Here is a 21,133-nt window from a genome sequence, read left to right as displayed (position 1 = left end):
CAAACTTACAACTTGGGGTGAATCCTTCGGGAAATAGCCCCTATTTTTTTTAGTCGTTCAGTAGTGAAAAAAAATATATATATTTGATATTCTATAGTACTAACAAAAACATATTAATATATGGAAACCAGAGAAACTTTTATTAACATATTTGGTAAAGAAATTGACAATGCTATCAAGAGTCTTATTAACAACAAACCCATTGACGAGTGCGAAAACCTTAATAATAAAATTTATGATTCTAATTTTGAACTCAATGCCAAAGCTTTACCTATGTATTTTACTGGTAATCTTGAATCAAAAATTATTTTTGTTGAGTTAAACCCTGGCAATGGTCTGAATGTTGAAATAAAAGAGGATGGTATAGTTTTAGAAGATTTTCCTATGTGTGGTAGAATTATTAAAGATATTGATTCATATATAAATTACTTTCAAAATTTTGGTACCTGTAAAGTAGAGGACATTAAAAATAAAAATAAAAATAAAAGCATTCCAAAATTTGACAAACGACAACTTGCATTTTTCGAGGGTTTTGGATTGAATTTTTTAAAAGATAAAGAATTTAATTATAGCCTCGATGATATAGAAAATATAAGAAACAATAAACTTCAATTAGAAATTGTTCCATATCCTTCAAAAAAATTTAATTTTTCCAACTTTGATCAAGATTATATTAAAGAAAGATTTAATAAAATTTTCGATTTTATTTTAAAAACAAATGCTGAAATTATATTTATTACTGGAAACAAACAGCAAATAAAAAATGTAATTGATAATAAATCTATGAAAGTTGAATTTATGAAAAATAAAATTGAGTCAAATAATGTACAAAAAAATGTTAACATTGCAATAACAGAAATAAAAAATAAAAAATTAATTTTTATTCCAACATACAAGAGTAGATATATTCTAAGCTCTGAAAATCTATTATACGCTTATGGTGAATTATGCAAAAATGAGGCTAAAATTGGTGAAATATCATTATAATTGTAAACATCAATTAAAATGGGTTAAATAGGAAGAGTCATAATATTACACCTGAATTAAGTGCAGTATCTCAACATATCGATTGTATTGGGATGTTTCGCTACGCTTAACATGACAAAGTGAATGAGGGGGTCAATGCGTTGTCATTCCGAGCTAGTCGAGGAATCTCATTAAATCAAGGAATGAAGGTACAAAGAGATGCTTCGGCTAGCTCAGCATGACAAGGGAGCAGAAAGGAAGATAGGGTTTCTGGCATTCCGTGCAAGTCAAGGAATCTCGATATATTTAAGATTTAAGAACTCACTAGTTAGCACACGTCTTTAGACGCATATATACCCTGAAAGGGCAAATCACATTAGCCCTGGTTTTAACCCAGGGTATTGAGGTATTCAAATTATTTGGCGATGCACGTATTGTATATTCCAAAGAGCAATTCTGATGCGTTGCATCGCAACAGAAAAATCAGAACAAAGAGCGATTTACACGTTCTTTCTTGTCTTGATACAAGAAAGAACCAAAGAAAATCAAGGCTGAAAAGCCCGACCCGATGGGTACCCCGCGGGTGGAACTGCCACGCGATACTATTCGCCACTCCTACGGCGTGACTCATTTGGTATCGCTTACTAAGCCCAACGCAACGTTCCACCCACGACCCATTGCCGGTTCAGGCTTTTATGCCACTGCTTAAGTCATTCCATGCTGGTTTAGGAATTTTATCAATTAAAAGGGGAATGTAAGTAAAAAGAGATGCTTCGACCGGGCTCAGCATGGCAACTGTCTCAAGAATCGAGCAAAAGCAAGTATCACAGAGTTACACGGTGTTACACAGAGCGTGTGACGTGATACTCACGAGCAACGAAACACGATCAACGAACAACCATCACCCCTACCGGTTAATTTGGGTTAAAGAGTTGGGCAGGGGTATTTGCCCATTTACTGAATGTGCTATATTTGAGAAAAATCTATCGGTTTTGAGAAAGTGCTTCCTTCTGTTCTGGTTACTGGCAATAATTGCCGGTAATAGCAGCCTTAGAGCGCAGGTATTACTCCCGATGCCCGACTCGTTGCGCGTTATCAATTTCAGGGTTACGGATTACTACTCGCATGAGCCAATTGGGCTTGCCCATGTTATGAATATCACCCAGAAAAAGGGTTGTATCTCCGACCTGCTGGGATACTTTAGCATTCCTTTTAAGCTGGGCGATAGCCTTAGCATTACTGCTATAGGCTACCACACCAAGCATGTGCTGAACTGGGGACAGTTTAACAAGGATACCCTTTTTTACGAGCTAACCCTTACCCCAAAGGTTTACCAGATTGAAGAGGTTAAAATATCGCGCTTCAGCACCTACGACCGATTTCTACGCGAGTTTGCCAACCTAAAGCTGACAAAAACAAGGGTAACGGAGCAGCAGGAGGTAATACAGCTATACTTCCTTAAGATCACCAAGGGCTTAAACCTGCGTAACCTACCACAGCCAACCATGGGGTTAAGCTTTGGCAAGGACTGGTACCAGAAGCAAAACGAAAAGGTTGCCGAGGCCATAGAAAAGGATAGAAAAAAGCGCATAGCCGACCGAAAATTTAATGCGGGTATAGTTAGCAGCCTAACCGGTTTAACCGGAAATGAACTGCAGGAATTTATGGAATACCTGAAGTTCGACGAGAACTATATACTAACCTCAACCGATTACGAAATACGTGAACGGATACTTGATAGGTTCAAGGAATTTGAAACGATTAAAAAAGGAAAAAAATAACACCAAAAAGTAAACAGTATGGCAATGCAGGATGTAACCACTCCAAGCCATTTAGACATTGAGAATGCTTTTAACCTTATTGCGAAACACATAAATAGCACGCCGGTTCTAACATCCAGGAGTGTAAACACCATATTAGGGTGTAACGCTTACCTTAAATGCGAGAACTTTCAGCGGGTAGGAGCCTTTAAGTTCCGTGGGGCCACCCATGCAATTCTGCGTTTAGGTAGCGATGAGGCTCACAACGGTGTTATCACCCACAGCTCAGGCAACCATGCTGCAGCGTTGGCATTGGCTGCACGGCAAAGGGGAATACCGGCATACATTGTTATGCCTGAAAATGCTCCCGAAATCAAAAAGAAAGCTGTTGCAGGGTATGGTGGGATAATCACCTTTTGCCCCCCGACGCAAGCCGATAGGGAGCAAACCATGCTCCGCATAAAGTCCCAAACCGGAGCCAAATTCATTCACCCCTACGATAACTTTAACGTGGTGTGCGGACAAGGAACGGCAGCACTGGAACTTATGCAGCAGGAGCCTGAACTCGATATTGTTATTGCGCCTGTTGGGGGTGGAGGATTACTTAGCGGAACTGCCACATTTATCAAAGGTCGGTTCCCGCATGTTAAGGTTTATGGCGCTGAGCCAAAGAATGCCGACGATGCCTACCGCTCGCTCCGCGACCATACCATTTACCCCTCGGTAAAACCCCAAACCATAGCCGATGGGTTACTTACATCGCTTTCGCCCCTAACCTACACCATTCTAAGCCAGCACTGCGACGGTATACTCACTGTTTCAGAACAATCAATTATTGAGGCCATGCGCATGGTGTGGGAGCGTATGAAGATTATTATTGAGCCATCGTCGGCTGTGCCGGTGGCGGCTATCATGGAGAATGCTCAACTTTTCCGCAACAAACGTGTTGGCGTAATAATTTCAGGGGGTAATGTGGATTTAAACCATCTGCCCTGGCAGGGCTAACGGCTTCACTGTAGTTGCAGTTCAACAACAACCGGGAAATGGTCAGAGTACCTCAGTCGAGGACTTTGGTAAGTTACGGTTCGGAACTGTCTGCTCCGTAAGACATAATCGATTCGATACGAGGGCCACAGGCCGCTGAAGGTTACCACAACCCCGCTTCCTGCATCTTTAAATGTATCGTGTAGGGAAGCCGTTAGGGTGTGATAGGTGTACGATACGGGCGAATCGTTAAAATCGCCGCAAATAATAATGGGATAACGGCAAGTACGCATGTGTTCAACCACCATATTCACCTGGCGGGCCCGCTTTGTAAAGGCAACGCCTAATCGGCTGAGTAAATCCTTTAGCTCATCGTAGTTCTTGCTATCGAGCTTAAACTCATTACGAAGCAAAAAGTTAAAGTTACGCTCCTTTAACCGGGTTGATTGCAGATGAAGGTTGTAAACCCTAATGGTATCGGTTCCCTTAACTATATCGGCATACATACATGCGTTAAAAGAATTAGGAAACGATATTTCGCCCACACTCACAACAGGTTGATTGGTTAAAATGGCCAAGCCGTAAGCCGACGATGGCCGCCTAAGTATGAACGAGGAATAAACCTTCATCCCTGACAGCTGCTCAACATCAAGATGGCTCAGCTTGCCCTCCCTAAGGTAAAACTCCTGCAGGCAAACCACATCAAAGTCGTTGTCCTTAATATGAGTTAGTATATCGGAATATGAGGGTTTTAGCTTTGACCACGAGTAAAGCCTGAAAAGGTTTACATTGTAAGTCATCACCCTTAAATCAGGATTGGAACCCTTTGCTGTACTCCCATACGGAAAGCGAATAAAGCCATTGAAATGGCTAACGCCAAGCAGAATGGCTGCAAATGAAATGAAAACTAACTTTCGCCAACGAAAAATCCAGTAAAAAAGAAAAAGTAGGTTTACTATCAGTAAGAAAGGGTAAAGCAATCCGTATAGCGCAGCAAACCAAAAATCTTCAGGGTTAATGTAAACGCTCACATAGGTAAGCACCAGCAAGAGGGCAAAAAGTACATTTACCCCCACCAAAATCCGATGGATTAGCCTTACAATGAGCATCAATTAATGTTCCTGTTATTGGCCTTAAACAGAATATCCTTTTCCTCCTTGGTTAAGCTATCGTAGCCGGAGCGGGCTATCTTATCGAGGATATCATCTATCTGTTTTTGCTTTTGTGCTTTACGGTAGTTGTAGTCGTAATCGGCATTATGGCTGCGGTAAGTTACCTTCATTCGGTTCCGTTTTGGAAACCTAATGCTGCTAATGCTGTAAAATGGCTTAGCCAAATCGGTTCCCCTACGCAGAGCAACAACGTAGAGGAAGCCAAACAGGGCGCCACCAAGGTGCGCAATATGCCCTCCAGCGTTGGAAACAGGGATGCTAATGATATCGATGACAACGGTGGCAAGGGCAAGGTACTTGAGCCTTACGGCACCAAGAAAAAGCAGGTAAACAGTAAAGTTGGGCTGAAGTGTTGCCACTGCAATAACCACGGCTAGCACCGAAGCCGATGCGCCTAAGGCTAACGATACCTCAGCATAGCCTTTAAATGGAGGTAATAAGTTGAACGCTAAAATGTATAGTAAAGCCCCACTGATACCGCCAAGCAGGTAAACCCATGTGAACTGCCTCTGGGCAAAGAATTGCAGAAACAACTGGCCAAACCAGTAAAGCCATAGCAGGTTAAAGAGAATATGCAAAAAATCCTCATGGTAAAACATGTAGGTTACAATAGTCCATGGGCGAACCATGAGCGATTGAAGGTTGGCCGGCACTGCCATAAAACCTGTTATCCAGCCCGAAGAACTTGCAGAGAGGAAAAGGAAAACCCTTAGCAATCCAAAAAGTAAAAATACACCAAGGTTGATATAGATAAGCCGGGTAAGGTTGCTACCCAGCCGAAACGAACTCTTAATCTCATCCCAAATAGTCATAACACAAAAATGTTTAACCGTTCAAAAAAACGAGCTTTAAAGGTATTAGTAAAGTTAACCGATTTTTGGCTAAATATCAACACTAATAAAAAACATCGGTGCGTCTTTGCCAAAGTTTGATGAGAATAAAGCCAAAAATCATACCACCCAGGTGAGCAAAGTGGGCAATACTACTCCCGGGTTGGGTTAAACCCAGGTATAGCTCCAAACCGCCGTAAATAATTACCATCCACTTAGCCTTAATTGGGATAGGCGGGAAAAGTAACATCAGTATAGTGTTTGGGAACAGAACCCCAAAGGCAAGCAGCACACCGTAAACTGCACCCGATGCTCCAACAGTTGGTATGCCCTGCTGCAGTGCAATCAGTTGACGGGTATACTCAGCAGCCTGATCTGCATAAACCGGGCTGTTTGGGAACAAGTACCATTTATCCAGAAACTGGGCATAAACCTGATCGTAGTACTCAGGAAAATGGCGGGTAACAAATGCAGCAAAAGCATCGGGCGACGGGGTGTTTAGCATGGCCATAGCATCGTTCTGGATAGCTGAAATGTGGAGGTAGTTAACCAAAAGATGTATGGTTACAGCCCCTAGGCCGGTTACCATGTAGTAGATAAAAAAGCGGCGGCTACCCCAAACCTGTTCCAGGATTCGACCGAACATCCAAAGGGCAAACATGTTGAAGAAGAGGTGAAATAACCCTCCATGCATGAACATGTGGGTAACAATCTGGTAAGGGCGAAAGTTGGGTGAGCCCGGGGGATAAACACCAAGAATGCGATTTAAATCAATTCCAAACGTGCTCGCCATTACCCAGGTTACTACCAGCATTACCACGTTAATCATAATTAGGTTCATCACCACAGGGGGCGTTGAGCTAAAAATATTTCTGTTTCCGAATATCATCTTATTAGTGTTATGAATTGAGTTAACATTAGTAATCAGAAATTGTTTAGGGGTTACTTAAACCGGCTGTCAATATCGTCCAATTCAAGTATTACAATAATCTTTTTCCCATCGGGGGTAAGGTTTGGTTCATGGCATGCAAAAAGCTTATCAACTATCTCCTGCATTTCAAACTGACTCAACTGTTTACCGTATCCAATAGCCGATGCTTTGGCCATGGTAAGCGCAATGCGATGTTTAGCATCGTCGAACGGGAGGGCTTGGTTCTCGTGCATAATGGCAAGCAGGTTTTCAACCAGCTTTGCGGGATCGGTAACCGATGAGCTAACCGGCATGCTATTCACGCTTATTGTGTTGTGGTTTAGGTTGCTGATTTCCATACCCAAACGCGACAGCTCATCGGCCTTGCTCATCAGCAGCTCAAAGTCGGCAGGTAGCAGCTCGATGGCCTGTGGAAACAGCTCGCGCTGTTTCAGGTTTATATCGGCTTGCATGCCGCTTATATACTGCTCGTAAAGTATGCGCTCATGAGCGCGTTTCTGATCAATCACCATCAGCCCCGACTTTACAGTGGTAAGTATGTACTTGCCCTTGAACTGGTAAAAACGGTTGGTGTTTTCGGGAGCTTTACTCAGCATCCCTTCCGATTCAAAGGTTTCGATTCGGGTTTGAATGGGGGTTGGATCCTGGAGTAAATCGGTAAAAAGTTGCTCCCAGCCGGTTGCCGATTCACGCGATTTATCAGCACTATGAGGCTTACGAACATTCCTGTTATGCTCATCGAAAGGGTTGTAGGAGGGGTCAACGTCAATGGTGGGAAAAGTTACCGGTGCATTCTTGGGAAGGTATGGGATATCGAATCCTGGAGCAGAATCAAAATCGATTGGGGGCACCACAGAGAATTTTCCGAGCGATTCCCGTACAGCAGCATGTAATATCTGCCAGATCATTCGCTCGTCCTCAAACTTAATTTCGGTTTTTGTGGGGTGTATGTTAACATCAATGGACTGCGGATCGATATCAAAATAAATGAAATATGAGGGGTAGGTATCGGGTGGCAGTAAGCGGTTATATGCGTTCATCACAGCCTTGTGCAGGAAAGGGTTCTTCATGAAACGGCCATTCACAAAAAAGAACTGTTCGCCTGCAGTTTTCTTAGCCCCTTCGGGCTTACCTATATAACCACCAATATTAACTATTGATGTTTGCGTGGAGCAATCCACAAGGTGTTGGTTTATGGTCTTGCCAAACAGGCCAATAATCCTTTGCTTCAATCCCGATGCTGGCAGCCTGTAGAGTTCTGAACCGTTGTGGCTCAAACTGAAAGCCACTTCGGGGTAAGCCAATGCGACCCTCTGAAACTCGGTTATAATATGCTTAAGCTCCACGGAATCGCTTTTAAGGAACTTGCGCCTTGCCGGAACATTGAAAAAGAGATTTTTAACCGCAATTTGGGTGCCGGTAGAACAGGCCACCGGTTGCTGGCTAACCAGTTCCGAAGCCGAAATGTTAACCTCCGTTCCAACCTCATCAACAGCCCGGCGGGTTCGCAGCTCAACCTCGGCAACAGCAGCAATGGATGCCAGTGCCTCGCCCCTAAAACCCATGGTTCGGATGTTAAAGAGGTCGGCTGCCTCGCGAATCTTGGAGGTGGCATGGCGCTCAAAGCAAAGCCTTGCGTCGGTTTCGCTCATTCCCACCCCATCGTCAATCACCTGAATTAAACTTTTACCACCCTCCCTGACAATTAGGTTGATATTACGAGCCCCAGCATCGATGGAGTTTTCCATGAGTTCCTTAACCACCGAGGCTGGACGCTGAACCACCTCGCCCGCAGCAATCTGATTGGCAATGGAATCGGGTAACAGTTGAATTACATCGGCCATACTAGCGGAAAAATACGAAGTAACTGATTAGCAGAAGAACTATAATGATAATCAATAACCTGATATTCGACTGCCTACTCGAGGGTCTACTAATCTTTCGTGCGCGTTGAAACTGCCCCCTAATGCTTGGCACAAAAGGTTTATCCTTGTCGGTGAGCCCTAATTCCTTTCGAACTCGTTCCTCGCGCTCACGCATCTCCTCCTTTTGCTCATTGTAGTATATAGGTTTATACCTAAAACCCTTGGGCTTTGGTATACTAAAAAACTTGAATCCTGCCATGACTTGCATCTCCTTTTAGAATTACAAAGTTAGCCATTTATCATTATGCTTCAATTTTTTATCAACACCACACTTGACCATTTAATCAAATATCGTAAATTACAATGCTTTATAAAAATGTTAAACTGAAGTTTCATGAACTAAAAACTCAACTGGGCTGATAAAAATGGGGAGATGGTACTTTTAAAGGAATGAGACGGAATGATCGGAATGATCGGAATGATCGGAATAAGAAGAAGTTAGAGGAAGTTAGAGGAAACCTGAGTGCGTTAAACGTGAACCGAGAAGCGTTAAACGTGTGACTTTGGGGCGGAATGATCGGAATGATCGGAATGATCGGAATGATCGGAATATGATGATGTTGAGGAAGTTTGAAGAAGTTAGAGGAAACTTGAGTGCGTTAAACGTGAACCGTGAAACGTTAAACGAGTGACTTTGAGTCGGAATGATTAGATTTTTCAACTGGCGAATATGGGTTATAGAAACATAAAACTGATTGCATTGCGTTATAGTTAAAGAAAAACACTATTAAATGAGAATGATAGTTAAAATTGGAGTAAAAACTAGCATATGGGTTGTTTTTATTACATCCCTCACGTGCTGCACAAAAAACATTGAACCTTTACCCGATACGGTTAGCTTTGCTCCTTCAATTTCCTTGCCGGTTGGTGAGGGTGAATTTAATCTCAGTAAATCGCTTGAAACCCTTGGCGTACCAGTTGTAAACCTGACCGAGAATGTCCCTGACTGGGCAAAACACAACTATGTTTACATACAGGATACCTTTGCAATTAACCTTAATGAGGTTTACAATCAGTCCGATCTGATTAGCTACATAATGATACGCGTAAACATTTGGAACGAGTTTCCACTACAAGGGAATGCCCAAATATGGATACTTGACAGCGGCCAAAATAAGTTAGACTCACTGTTTGCACAGCCGGCCAGTGTTCCTGCAGCCGAGATATACTCAAATGGCAACGTGGTGGGCACCAAGTTTGAATCGTATAAGGTTGATTTTGACCAAAACCGTATCGACTTATGGCAAAACGCGTCCACAGCTGTGGTTAGGGCCGGATTGGTAATTACTGAAGAAGGAGTTACTGAGCAGAATATCCAATATTTTGACCGTTACAAGCTAAAAGTACAGCTGGCTGCACGTGTCGATTTCAAAACTATCAAAAATAACTAGGGTATGCTATTGCGATTTACCACTCTCACCGCTTTATTTTTTGCTTATACATTGGCATGTGCACAGCAAAGCAATTCGCTTTTCTTTATGCATCGCATACCGCAATCGAACCTAATAAACCCAGCAGTTCAGATTGATTGTCCGGTATATGTGGGTGTGCCATTCCTTTCTTCGTTACACCTAAACCTGAACTCTACCGGTTTTTCCTATAACGATATTGCAAACGGAACAGGTACCATTAACTTTCCTGCCCTTGTTGGGCAAATGCATAGCTGGGACTACCTATCGGAGGAACTCCACTACACACCCGTTTCGTTCGGATTTATGTACGACAACGACCAGTACTTTAACTTTGCCTGGACTGAGCGGGTGGAGAGTAAGCTATTTGTATCGAAACGTTTGATGTCGCTTTTTGCTAACGGGAATACGCAGTACGTGGGCAATGGGCTAATAACCTCCAATCCCGGCCTAAACAGTTTTTACTACAGGGAGTTTTCATTTGGCTACTCCACCCGATTACGTGGCGATGTGCTTGTTGGCGCCCATGCTAAAATCCTGTTCGGTCTTGCAGGCCTTTACACCAAAAGGAATAGCGTTGATATTGAGATAGATGCCTTAACCCACAATATTGATGCCCGTTGGAATCCACAGGTAAACGTAGCTTACCCCTTAGGGGTAACTACCGATGCTGCAGGGAATGTTACCGGAGTTAGCGCAGGGGCATTTAGCCCATTGCCATTCTTCCTTAACTTCAGCAATCCGGGGCTTGCATTCGACTTGGGCTTTGTAAAGCCCAACGACCCTATTACATGGAGTGGTAGCATTCTGGACTTAGGATTTATATGGTGGCTCAAAAGCACCTCGCGCTTTACCAACGATGGCCATTTTGTTTACCGTGGTGCCACCCCTGCCGACCTTACCAACCCCGATGCCTATATCGACATGCTTGCCGATTCCATAAACAATCAGGTTCAATTCCAGCACTCAAACGGTAGCTTTGTGTCATTTTTAAACCCTAAAGCCTATTTTGGAGGCACTTACGCATTTACCCCACAACTACTTGCGGGTGCACATGTAAGAACCGAGTGGTATCCGGGCAGGCCTGTGGTAGGACTGACCCTATCGGCCATTGCTATGGCCAAGAAAGGTTCATCGGTTTCATTAACCTACTCTGTGATGAACGGCTCTTTTGCCAACATTGGAGCCGCTATTAACCTTGGGGGTGAAAGCTTTCAGTTTTACATTCTTACCGATAACCTGCTTGCCCCATTCTACCCGGAAAGGGTACGAAATGCAAACCTAAGGTTTGGCTTTAACCTGTTCTGGGGTTGTAAGCAAAAAAAGAAAAAGTTAAGCATTCCGGAATCGAGCGGTGGTGGTTGTTTCTGGACATGGGGTTTGGACCAGAAACGAAAGCAGCATGGGGTAAAGTAAAAGAGTAAATAGAACTGGAATTTTAGGCATTATCACCAGTAAACAATACTAGAACATACAGCTTAACTCTGGTTTAATACCTATAATTAGCATATCGTCAACCTGCTCAAGGTTACCCATCCAATCGTTAATGGCTTTTTCAATATTAGTCCTTTGCAATTCGATAGGCTTCATATAGTTACTCAAAAGAAGGTGTCTAAACCTGCGGTATTTGAACTTCTTACCCTCCGGGCCTCCAAACTGATCGACAATTCCATCGGTAAACATGTAAATTGTGTCGTTTGGTTGGATTGGTATGTAGTAGCTGCTGAACTGACTGTGCCCTAGCTCATTTGCCATACCCACGGAGTACCTGTCGCCCTTGATCTCCATTAGCTTTCCATCGCGAACCAGGAAAAGGTTAGAAAAGGCGCCAGCAAACTGCAACATGTTATACTCCTTGTCGATAACACAGAACGATACATCCATACCATCCTTAACTTTTACACCCTCAGCACTATCAAAACTACTGGTAGCAAATGTGTTATGAATGGCCACGCTAAGCCTGTTAAGTATTTCGGCAGCATCGTCAACGCCTTCAACGTTGGTGATATTTCTAAGCAACTCAATACCGATGATTGACATGAACGCCCCAGGAACGCCGTGACCAGTACAGTCGACCACAGCAATAAAGGTTTTGTTACGGGTTTCGTTCACCCAGTAGAAATCACCGCTAACAATATCCTTAGGTTTAAAAATCACAAACGATTCAGGTACAAATTCCTTAAATCGGCTAATGGAAGGAAGCATCGATTCCTGAATACGTTTTGCGTAGTTAATACTATCGGTGATATTCTTATTCTTAAAGGCCAACTCGTCTTTCTGCAACCTAAGTTCCTCAAGCACAGTTTCACGTTCATGGAGTAAGCGGTTAATTTCACGCAAATGCTTATTTCTACGAATGGCCCATACTAAGAGAGAAATCAGTACAATAACCCCATAAATCCACTTGGCAATCCGCGATCGCCACCAAGGCGCAACAGCACGAATCCTTAGCGATTTATATTCTGTTGTCCAAACCTGATCGCTATTGGAACCCATAATTCTTAACTCGTAGTCGCCTTCAGAAAGGTTTGAAAAAGTAATTTTGTTAGTATTTCCCAGCTCAACCCAACGGCTATCGTGACCAACAAGCTGATAGCGGTACGAATTCTTGTTGGGTTGAACAAAATCAAGGGCTGCAATTGTGAAGGTTAAGTTGCTAAAATCATCAGGTATCCTTAGGAACTTAAGCTGATACGGGATTATTTCGGTGTTGCCCGACTTACTGTACACCTGAATGTGAGTAATACAAACATTTGGAACAACCTTATTGGTAGGAATTGAATCGGGATGGAATACGTTAACACCGTCGATACTCCCAAAGTACATCCTCCCTTTACTATTCTTAAACGATGCGTTTATGTTTAGCTCATTGCTAAAAAGCCCATCGGAGTTATTGAAAACCTTAACCAAATTGGAAAGAGGATTATACAGAACCAATCCCTTATTGGTGCTAATCCAGAATCGGCCACGATCATCCTCCAGAATATCGTTTATAAGCCTGATATTAATATCGGGTAGTACAACCGAATGCAGAACATTTTTTCCTTTTGGGTTAATCCAGAATAAACCACTGGTAGTACCAACCCAAACTGTTTCGTTCTTGGCAATGTAAAGGCAAAGCACTTCGAAAGGCAACCTACTTTTATTGCCAATGAATGAGAATTTTTCAATGGTTCTCAAATCGGCTGATATTCTGCAAAGTCCTGAAATTGTTGCCACCCAAACGTTAGCATTTTTGTCGGCAACCACATCGTAAACCTCATTTCCCGGTAACGAAAGGGAATCACCCCTTCTGGCATAGAAACTTATGAGATTTCCACCTTTCAAGCAATGCAATCCCTGCCGGGTGGCAAACCAAACTCTATCCTGTAAATCCTCAGTTATGGAGTAAACCCTGTTGTTCTTAAACAGATCGCCAACATACACATTGTTCCTCTCAAAAAAGTCGACAAACTGCCTCGATGAAGGAAGATATTGAAAAACCCCATTGCGTGTGCCTACAAGTACCCTACCATCGCGTGTTTGGTAAAGGGAATGAATAAAATCATTAGGAATGTAGTTGCCTCCTCCCGACCAGTAATGTCGGTTTTCACCAGTTGTGGGGTTGAAGATATGCAAACCGCTACCCCATGTTCCAACCCAAATATTACCGTCAGTGCTTTCAATTACCGATGCTGCAACGTTGTTTGAGAATAGGTTCCGCCCGTTTGGATCCTTACTGTACCCACCAATACGGTGCTCAAAGGGGTTTACCTTAACCAGCCCGGTTTGCGAACCAATCCACAGTACTCCCGTCCTATCGCGAAGCACCGTTGATACATTTAAAATATTTACGGGTAAATTATTGCTATAAATGCTATTGTACTTAATAAATGTACCGTTTGGAAGTAACTTACCCAATCCTCCCACGCTCCCAACCCAAAGGGAGGAATCGTTATCATAACCCAGGAACTGAATTCCAGTAGTCAACGATTTGTTGGAAGGGTCGTTAAGCGTAAGGATTACTCTACGAAATTTCTGTGTAAGAAAGTCAAACTCATTTATCCCCTTATCGGTACCAATTAGCAATTTCCCGCTTAAACCCTCAGTAATAGCATTAACCCTATTACCCCAAATGGAATTTGGATTAGCTGGATCTTCGGAGTACCTTTTAAAAACTAGACGTTCTTTATCGAAATAGAATAGTCCGTCCTTAGAGCCAACCCAAAGTCGTTCGTTTGAATCCTCAAAAATCGGCGACAAATCGGATGTTTGTGATATGTTAAAAATATCGTTGAAATGCGGGAATCGGGTAAAATCGTCGGTTGTTGGGTTGTATAAATGTAAGGCATCAATGGTTTTTACCCAAATCCTATTACTCCGGTCGCGGTACACCCTAAGTATCATATTGGACGACAGCGACCTTGGGTTATTTGCTTCATTGTAGTAAACCTTAACCTTTCCTGTTTTTCGGTTAAACCTATTAAGCCCACTTCGGGTTGCTATCCAAAGCTCACCATTTATTCCCTCAACCAAATGATTCACGTAGTTATTGGAGAGCGAAAGGCTATCGTAGGGGTTGTTGTTAAAAACCACAAAATCGTAACCATCGTAACGGCATAAACCATCCTGGGTGCCTATCCACAGGAAGCCTAAGGAATCCTGAATTAAAGCATTTACAAACGATTGGGGCAAACCATTATCGGAGTTAAACAGGGTAACATTTACCCTTTGAGCAAAAACCGATGATGTTGCAGCCAGCAAAAGAGCTGCAACGCAACTAGGCAGTAATTTTTTATATATTCTAAACAACCCCATGGTTTAGGCTAAGGTACAAAAAAGTTATTGAATTCGCATTACTGCATCATCGGTTTGGTTCAGATTAAAGAACTTAAGCGATGGCGATTCAATGAATTCACCTATATCGAGCCAATGCCACATTTGATCAACCCTTTCAATGGTTTCGCCATCCATGGTAACAATGTTCGGCCAAAGCCTTGGAAAGTTATCGGTAGGATAGGCCTTTCGGGTTCCATCAATCAAAATCAAGTTACTTCCGTTAACCCGAGTAATTGATAAATCGCGTGAGGGATCGATATTGCCCGACAAAAACCAGAGCACCAGCGAAAGGTCATCAATTTGATTTTCCAAATCAACAAGAACTAAAGCAAACAAATCCTGAAAGATAGGCTGTAATGTGAGCTCCTGCTTAAACAACTGCCAATCCTCTATCTCCTTTTTCCTTACCGAGGCTACCAGAATAGGTATGTCCTTTTCAATAAGTGTCAGGTTTAAGGCAACTAAATGATTTGAAAATGCTAGGGTACTTGATTTAATATCATCGATATTCCCACTGTAACCAGCTTCTCTGTAATTCAGCGCGGTAGCATCGATAAATAGCTTGCTACCAAAAGCAAACTGATTTGATGAATGGTCAAGCACATCCAGTGGACCTTTCCCGAAAAACAAGTCGGCTTGAGGGTTTACAGTCCTACATATATGGTTAAGCATTTGGTAACCATCGGTAAGATTGATGTTATTTGGGAAAGCAACAAGCACCTTGTTGAACATCATTTGTCCTGCACCCCAAAGTGCGTTCATTACACGGTAAGCCTGTCCCTGAAACTCATCCTTTATTTTAACCAGGGCAATGTTATGGGCAACCCCTTCGGTAGGCAGTACCATATCCGTTAGCTCAGGCAGGAGGGTTCGGCGTATTGGTTCAAGAAAGATACGTTCGGTTGCCTTGGCTATATAAGCATCTTCCATTGGAGGAACCCCAACTATGGTGGCCGGGTAAACGGCATCGGCGCGATGGGTAATGCAGGTCACCTTGAAGCGTGGGTACCAATCGGCCAGGGAGTAAAAACCGGTGTGATCGCCAAAAGGGCCCTCCCATGCTGGTTCCTCGGAAGGATCAACATAGCCTTCAATTACAAAGTCAACATCCTCGGGTACTTCAATATCAACCGTTAGGCACTTAACCAGCCTTACCCGTTTTTTACGTAAAAAACCGGCAAGAATGTACTCATCCACATTCTCGGGCATTGGGGCAGTAGCTGCATAGGTATAGGCCGGGTCGCCACCAAGAGTGACTGCAACAGGCATTAGCTTGCCTAAGCGCTTATACTCCTCAAAATGCTTAGCGCCAGTTTTATGCTTGTGCCAGTGCATGCCTGTATGTGAGGAGTCGAAAATTTGCATACGGTACATCCCAACATTCCGAGTTCCAGTATTGGGATCAACGGTGTGTACCATGGGCAGGGTGATAAACCTACCCCCATCGTGTGGCCAACATTTAAGAACGGGCAGCATGTCAAGATGGGGGTTGTAATGGACAACCTGCTGGCAAATGCCCTTACCGGTCCGGCTTGCTGGCATCCACGATGCCACCCGGGTAAGTTCGGGTAATGCCGAGAGTTTAGACCATAGGCTGCTCCTTGGCCGTGTAAACTGTTCAAGCAGCCTACCCACATCGTCGCGCAATGCCTCCAAGTTATTAGTTCCAAGAGCCAGGCATATTCTTCTCTCGGAACCCAAGGCATTGGTAAGCACAGGAAAATTGGTGCCAGTATTCTCAAATAGAAGAGCTTTCCCTCCACCAGGTAGCTTTGAATGCCTATCGGTAATTTCGGTTATTTCCAGAACGGGATCAACAAAACGTTTCACCCTCAGTAGTTCACCGTTTTGCTCGAGAACATCAATAAAATGACTAAGCGACTTGTAGGCCATGCCGGAACTATTTAGCCCCTAAAAATAAAAAAAGGCTTCAGATAATACTTCCGAAGCCTTTGAAAAGTTACAAAAACCGAACTATTTTTTGATGTACTTGAAGTTCTTACCTGGGTAAATAGCTGCATCGCCAAGCATTTCCTCAATACGTATAAGCTGGTTATACTTAGCAATCCTATCGGAACGTGAAGCAGATCCGGTTTTGATAAGACCAGTGTTTAAGGCCACAGCCAGGTGGGCAATGGTAGTATCCTCGGTTTCACCTGAGCGGTGGCTCATAATTGAGGTCATGGAGTGAACGTCGGCTAAACGAACGGCATTGATTGTCTCTGTCAATGTACCAATCTGGTTAACCTTAATAAGAATACTGTTACCTACGCCGGTATCGATACCCTTCTGCAAGCGGTTCACGTTGGTTACGAAAAGATCATCGCCTACAAGCTGAATCCTATTGCCTAAGGTTTGGGTGATAAGCTTCCAGCCATCCCAGTCGTCCTCGGCCATACCATCCTCAATGGAAATGATTGGGTACTTGTCAACCCAGTTCTTCCAGTAATCAACCATTTGAGCAGGGGTTAGCTTCTCGCCAGTTGATTTATGCAGGTGGTAAACCTTTTCCTCGGGCAGGTAGTACTCGGACGAAGCGGGGTCGAGAGCGATGTAAATATCCTCGCCCGGACGGTATCCGGCATTTTCAATGGCCTGTAGTATAACGGTGATAGCCTCTTCGTTCGATTTCAGGTTAGGAGCAAATCCACCCTCATCGCCAACGTTGGTTGAGTATCCAAGCTTTTTGAGAACAGATTTCAGGTTGTGGAAAACCTCAGCACCCATACGGATAGCCTCGGTAAAGGAGTTGGCGCCAACGGGCATAATCATAAACTCCTGGAAATCGATACTATTATCGGCGTGCGAACCTCCGTTTAGGATATTCATCATGGGAATAGGAAGGGTACGAGCATTAACGCCACCCACGTAACGGTAAAGGGGCTGGTTGGTAAGCTGAGCTGCGGCATGGGCAACAGCTAGTGAAACACCAAGAATAGCATTGGCGCCAAGGTTACCCTTATTGGGGGTGCCATCGAGCTTAATCATGGTTTCATCTATTAGTTGTTGGTCAAGAACATTCATGCCAACAATCTCATCGGCTATTATTGTGTTCACATTGTTAACAGCCTTGAGTACGCCCTTGCCAAGGTAACGACCCTTGTCACCATCGCGAAGCTCAACGGCCTCATGAACGCCGGTTGAAGCACCACTTGGAACAGCAGCACGGCCAAAGTATCCACTCTCAGTAATCACATCCACCTCAACGGTTGGATTGCCCCTGGAATCGAGAATTTCACGGGCATGAACGCTTACAATTTGTCCCATAGTTTGTTGTAGTTTTAAGTAAAGTTAGATAAAAAAAGGGATTAAGCCAAAAGCTCATCCCTAAATCAGTATTGTTAAACTGGTATTACTCAGCCTTTTCGTCAGTTGAAGTAGCATTTTCGCTATCCTGATTTTCCGATTTTGGTTCTTCAGCAACTACGTTAGCGCTACCGGTTTCAGCTTTTTTAGCTTTTGAGCCGGCCCTACGGGTTTTCTTGGCTGCAGGCTTAGCTGTTTCCTTCACGTAAGTAGTATTGAAGTCAACCAGCTCGATAATACACATATCGGCAGCGTCCCCAATACGGGTACCAGTTTTAAGAATACGGGTATAACCGCCGGGGCGATCGCCAATTTTCTGAGCCACCTCACGGAAAAGTTCAGTTACTGCCTGCTTGTTTTGAAGATGGCTGAAAACTACACGGCGCTGATGTGTAGAATCGTCCTTGCTCCGGGTAATCAGTGGCTCAACATAAGAGCGTAAAGCTTTAGCTTTTGCTACAGTAGTGGTGATACGCTTGTGCAGTATCAACGACGATGCCATATTCGATAGCATTGCCTTACGGTGAGCGCTCTTACGGCCTAAATGGTTAAATTTTTTGTTATGTCTCATCGTAATTAATCCTTATCCAATTTATACTTTGATACATCCATGCCAAACGAGAGGTTCAGGCTATCGAGCAAGTCCTCAAGTTCGGTGAGCGATTTTTTACCGAAGTTACGGAACTTGAGTAGGTCGTTCTTATTGTAACGAACCAGCTCGCCAAGGGTTTCCACATCGGCAGCCTTGAGGCAGTTCAATGCGCGAACTGACAGGTCAAGGTCAACCAGCTTTTGCTTCAGCAGCTGGCGCATGTGGAGGATTTCCTCATCGAATTCCTCAGTTTCAAACTTATCCTCGGTCTCCAGGGTAATCTTTTCATCGGAGAATAGCATGAAGTGGTAAATCAGAATCTTAGCAGCCTCCTTCAGTGCATCCTTCGGATGAATAGAGCCATCGGTACTGATCTCGATGATAAGCTTTTCGTAGTCGGTTTTCTGCTCTACGCGGTAGTTTTCAATCGAGTACTTAACATTACGGATAGGAGTGTGAATGGAGTCAATGGGTATGATACCAAACTCAGCATCTTCAGGCTTGTTTTCCTCAGCGGGAACATATCCCCTACCCTTGCTGATGTTAACCTCAATCTCAATCTTAACATCAGGCTCCATTCGACAGATAACCAGTTCAGGGTTAAGCACCTTGAATCCTGAAAGGAAGTTGGACAGGTAGCCAGCCTTAAACTCGTTCTGCCCCGTAATTGTTATGGTAACCTTCTCGTTGTCAACACCGTCAACTATTCGTTTAAAGCGAACCTGCTTCAGGTTGAGAACTATCTCGGTTACGTCTTCCATTACACCGGGTATAGTTGAAAACTCGTGGTCAACGCCACGTATTTTAATCCAGGTAATGGCATAACCTTCGAGCGAAGATAGCAGAATACGCCTTAACGCATTTCCCACCGTGATACCATAGCCTGGCTCAAGAGGACGAAACTCGAACTTACCGAAGTTATCGGTAGATTCAAGCATGATAACCTTATCGGGTTTTTGGAATGCCAGTATTGCCATATGGTACAGGTTTTATTACTTAGAGTAAAGTTCAACAATTAATTGCTCCTTGATATTCTCAGGTATTTCCGAACGCTCAGGTACGTTCATGAATTTGCCTTCCATTTTATCGTTATTCCACTCCAGCCATGAGTACTTGATGTGACGGTTTGACTGAAGGGAATCGGTAATAGCCTCGAGTGTTTTTGAGCGTTCACGAACGCCAACAATATCACCGGGACGTAACCTGAATGAGGGTACGTTTACAACCTTACCGTTTACAACAATGTGCTTATGCAACACAAGCTGACGGGCAGCTGCACGTGAAGGAGCAATACCCAAACGGTATACAACGTTATCGAGACGCGACTCGAGCAGCTGAAGCAGAATTTCACCGGTGATACCCTTGCTGCGAGCAGCTTGCTTAAATAGGTTAGCAAACTGACGCTCAAGTAGGCCATAGGTGTACTTAGCTTTTTGTTTCTCGAGCAGCTGGGTTCCGTACTCCGAAACCTTTTTGCGTTTCTTCATTAAGCCGTGAACCCCGGGAGGATAGTTCTTCTTCTCGAAGTACTTATCCGGCCCATAGATGGGCTCTCCGAATTTACGGGCAATCTTGGTTGTTGGTCCAGTATATCTTGCCATTATTTTGTAATTTTATTGATTCGTACTAAAATGGTTATACCCTACGACGTTTAGGAGGGCGGCAGCCATTGTGTGGTAGTGGAGTAACATCAACAATCTCAGTTACCTCAATACCGGTTGAGTTGATGGTACGGATAGCCGATTCACGGCCGGCGCCGGGTCCTTTTACAAACACTTTTACCTTCCTTAAGCCCATATCGTAGGCTACTTTAGCACAATCGGCTGCTGCAGTTTGACCTGCATACGGAGTATTCTTCTTTGAACCCTTGAAACCCATCTTACCAGCCGACGACCAGGAAATAACCTGACCGGTGCTGTTGGTCATTGTAACAATGATATTGTTAAACGATGAATGAACATGGGCTTGTCCTACCGGATCAACCTTAACTACTTTTTTCTTAGTTGCTGTTTTCTTTGCCATAGCTTAATTACTATTTAGTAGCCTTCTTCTTGTTGGCAACAGTTTTTCTCTTTCCTTTACGTGTACGAGCGTTATTCTTGGTTGATTGACCTCTCACAGGTAAACCAAGACGATGACGAATACCTCTGTAGCAACCAATATCCATCAAGCGCTTAATGCTGAGCTGAACCATGGAACGCAGTTCACCTTCAACCTTGTACCCTTCGTTCAGGATGTTACGGATGGCTGTTACATTATCATCGGTCCAATCGGCTACTTTGGTATCGTAGCTTATTCCGGCTTTGTCCAGAATCTTACGGGCGCTGCTGCGGCCAATACCATAAATATAGGTAAGGGCTACCTCGCCTCTCTTGTTTTTCGGCAAATCTACACCTACTATACGTGCCATATTTTCACTTAATAATTAGTGTGCAAAATT

General features: G+C 43.6%; 19 protein-coding genes. 6 read left to right on the top strand and 13 right to left on the bottom strand.

Annotated elements, in window-relative coordinates:
• Positions 1 to 120: 120 nt before the first annotated feature.
• From WHS63_RS10215 to WHS63_RS10200, 4 genes are all read left to right on the top strand, one after another.
• Positions 121 to 987 carry a hypothetical protein gene (locus WHS63_RS10215; protein WP_445205014.1) on the top strand — a complete coding sequence of 289 codons (867 nt, stop codon included), beginning with the start codon at positions 121 to 123 and terminating at the stop codon, positions 985 to 987.
• Positions 988 to 1,534: 547 nt separating this feature from the next.
• Complete coding sequence (locus tag WHS63_RS10210) at positions 1,535 to 1,675, top strand: hypothetical protein (protein ID WP_445205013.1); 141 nt, start codon at positions 1,535 to 1,537, stop codon at positions 1,673 to 1,675.
• A gap of 283 nt (positions 1,676 to 1,958) precedes the next feature.
• Positions 1,959 to 2,747, top strand: coding sequence for a hypothetical protein (locus tag WHS63_RS10205; RefSeq protein WP_445205012.1), 789 nt, complete (start codon positions 1,959 to 1,961; stop codon positions 2,745 to 2,747).
• An 18-nt stretch (positions 2,748 to 2,765) separates the two neighbouring features.
• Positions 2,766 to 3,731, top strand: a complete 966-nt coding sequence (locus WHS63_RS10200) for a pyridoxal-phosphate dependent enzyme (RefSeq protein WP_445205011.1) — start codon at positions 2,766 to 2,768, stop codon at positions 3,729 to 3,731.
• A gap of 5 nt (positions 3,732 to 3,736) precedes the next feature.
• On the opposite strand, the gene WHS63_RS10195 is transcribed toward WHS63_RS10200, so the two are convergent.
• From WHS63_RS10195 to WHS63_RS10175, 5 genes are all read right to left on the bottom strand, one after another.
• The gene (locus WHS63_RS10195) at positions 3,737 to 4,819 is read right to left on the bottom strand and encodes an endonuclease/exonuclease/phosphatase family protein (RefSeq protein WP_445205010.1); all 1,083 of its coding nucleotides are present in this window, start codon (positions 4,817 to 4,819) and stop codon (positions 3,737 to 3,739) included.
• Positions 4,819 to 5,694 carry a rhomboid family intramembrane serine protease gene (locus WHS63_RS10190; protein ID WP_445205009.1) on the bottom strand — a complete coding sequence of 292 codons (876 nt, stop codon included), beginning with the start codon at positions 5,692 to 5,694 and terminating at the stop codon, positions 4,819 to 4,821. Before WHS63_RS10190 ends, WHS63_RS10195 begins: the two co-directional genes overlap by 1 nt.
• An 82-nt stretch (positions 5,695 to 5,776) precedes the next feature.
• Positions 5,777 to 6,601: a rhomboid family intramembrane serine protease gene (locus WHS63_RS10185; RefSeq protein ID WP_445205008.1), complete on the bottom strand. Its 825-nt coding sequence runs from the start codon at positions 6,599 to 6,601 to the stop codon at positions 5,777 to 5,779.
• A gap of 53 nt (positions 6,602 to 6,654) precedes the next feature.
• On the bottom strand, positions 6,655 to 8,487 hold the full coding sequence (mutL, locus tag WHS63_RS10180) for a DNA mismatch repair endonuclease MutL (RefSeq protein ID WP_445205007.1): 1,833 nt from the start codon (positions 8,485 to 8,487) through the stop codon (positions 6,655 to 6,657).
• Position 8,488: 1 nt separating this feature from the next.
• A complete protein-coding gene (locus WHS63_RS10175) occupies positions 8,489 to 8,767 on the bottom strand; it encodes a hypothetical protein (RefSeq protein ID WP_445205006.1) in 279 nt (92 codons plus the stop codon).
• 532 nt (positions 8,768 to 9,299) lie between these two features.
• Here WHS63_RS10175 and WHS63_RS10170 point away from each other — a divergent pair.
• Together WHS63_RS10170 and WHS63_RS10165 are read left to right on the top strand one after the other, a co-directional pair.
• Entirely contained in the window at positions 9,300 to 9,959 is a 660-nt protein-coding gene (locus WHS63_RS10170) for a hypothetical protein (RefSeq protein ID WP_445205005.1), read from the top strand.
• 3 nt (positions 9,960 to 9,962) lie between these two features.
• The gene (locus WHS63_RS10165; RefSeq protein WP_445205004.1) at positions 9,963 to 11,393 is read left to right on the top strand and encodes a DUF5723 family protein; all 1,431 of its coding nucleotides are present in this window, start codon (positions 9,963 to 9,965) and stop codon (positions 11,391 to 11,393) included.
• Positions 11,394 to 11,441: 48 nt separating this feature from the next.
• Here the strand turns inward: WHS63_RS10165 and WHS63_RS10160 are convergent, their stop codons facing one another.
• The 8 genes from WHS63_RS10160 to rpsM form a co-directional block, all read right to left on the bottom strand.
• Positions 11,442 to 14,774, bottom strand: coding sequence for a two-component regulator propeller domain-containing protein (locus tag WHS63_RS10160; RefSeq protein WP_445205003.1), 3,333 nt, complete (start codon positions 14,772 to 14,774; stop codon positions 11,442 to 11,444).
• 24 nt (positions 14,775 to 14,798) lie between these two features.
• Entirely contained in the window at positions 14,799 to 16,688 is a 1,890-nt protein-coding gene (locus WHS63_RS10155) for a menaquinone biosynthesis decarboxylase (RefSeq protein WP_445205002.1), read from the bottom strand.
• Positions 16,689 to 16,769: 81 nt separating this feature from the next.
• Positions 16,770 to 18,062: a phosphopyruvate hydratase gene (eno, locus tag WHS63_RS10150; protein ID WP_445198278.1), complete on the bottom strand. Its 1,293-nt coding sequence runs from the start codon at positions 18,060 to 18,062 to the stop codon at positions 16,770 to 16,772.
• Between the two features lie 85 nt (positions 18,063 to 18,147).
• Positions 18,148 to 18,672: a 50S ribosomal protein L17 gene (gene rplQ, locus WHS63_RS10145; RefSeq protein WP_445198277.1), complete on the bottom strand. Its 525-nt coding sequence runs from the start codon at positions 18,670 to 18,672 to the stop codon at positions 18,148 to 18,150.
• Between the two features lie 5 nt (positions 18,673 to 18,677).
• The gene (locus WHS63_RS10140) at positions 18,678 to 19,670 is read right to left on the bottom strand and encodes a DNA-directed RNA polymerase subunit alpha (protein WP_369489108.1); all 993 of its coding nucleotides are present in this window, start codon (positions 19,668 to 19,670) and stop codon (positions 18,678 to 18,680) included.
• 15 nt (positions 19,671 to 19,685) lie between these two features.
• Positions 19,686 to 20,294: a 30S ribosomal protein S4 gene (rpsD, locus tag WHS63_RS10135; protein ID WP_445205001.1), complete on the bottom strand. Its 609-nt coding sequence runs from the start codon at positions 20,292 to 20,294 to the stop codon at positions 19,686 to 19,688.
• Positions 20,295 to 20,328: 34 nt separating this feature from the next.
• The gene (gene rpsK, locus WHS63_RS10130; protein WP_445198275.1) at positions 20,329 to 20,715 is read right to left on the bottom strand and encodes a 30S ribosomal protein S11; all 387 of its coding nucleotides are present in this window, start codon (positions 20,713 to 20,715) and stop codon (positions 20,329 to 20,331) included.
• A gap of 10 nt (positions 20,716 to 20,725) precedes the next feature.
• A complete protein-coding gene (gene rpsM / locus WHS63_RS10125) occupies positions 20,726 to 21,103 on the bottom strand; it encodes a 30S ribosomal protein S13 (protein WP_369489105.1) in 378 nt (125 codons plus the stop codon).
• Between the last annotated feature and the right edge of the window lie 30 nt (positions 21,104 to 21,133).

Origin of the sequence: Tenuifilum sp., from assembly GCF_037481895.1 — a bacterium.
GTDB classification, from domain to species: Bacteria; Bacteroidota; Bacteroidia; order Bacteroidales; family Tenuifilaceae; genus Tenuifilum; species Tenuifilum osseticum.
This window is presented reverse-complemented; position numbering and strand designations above follow the sequence as displayed.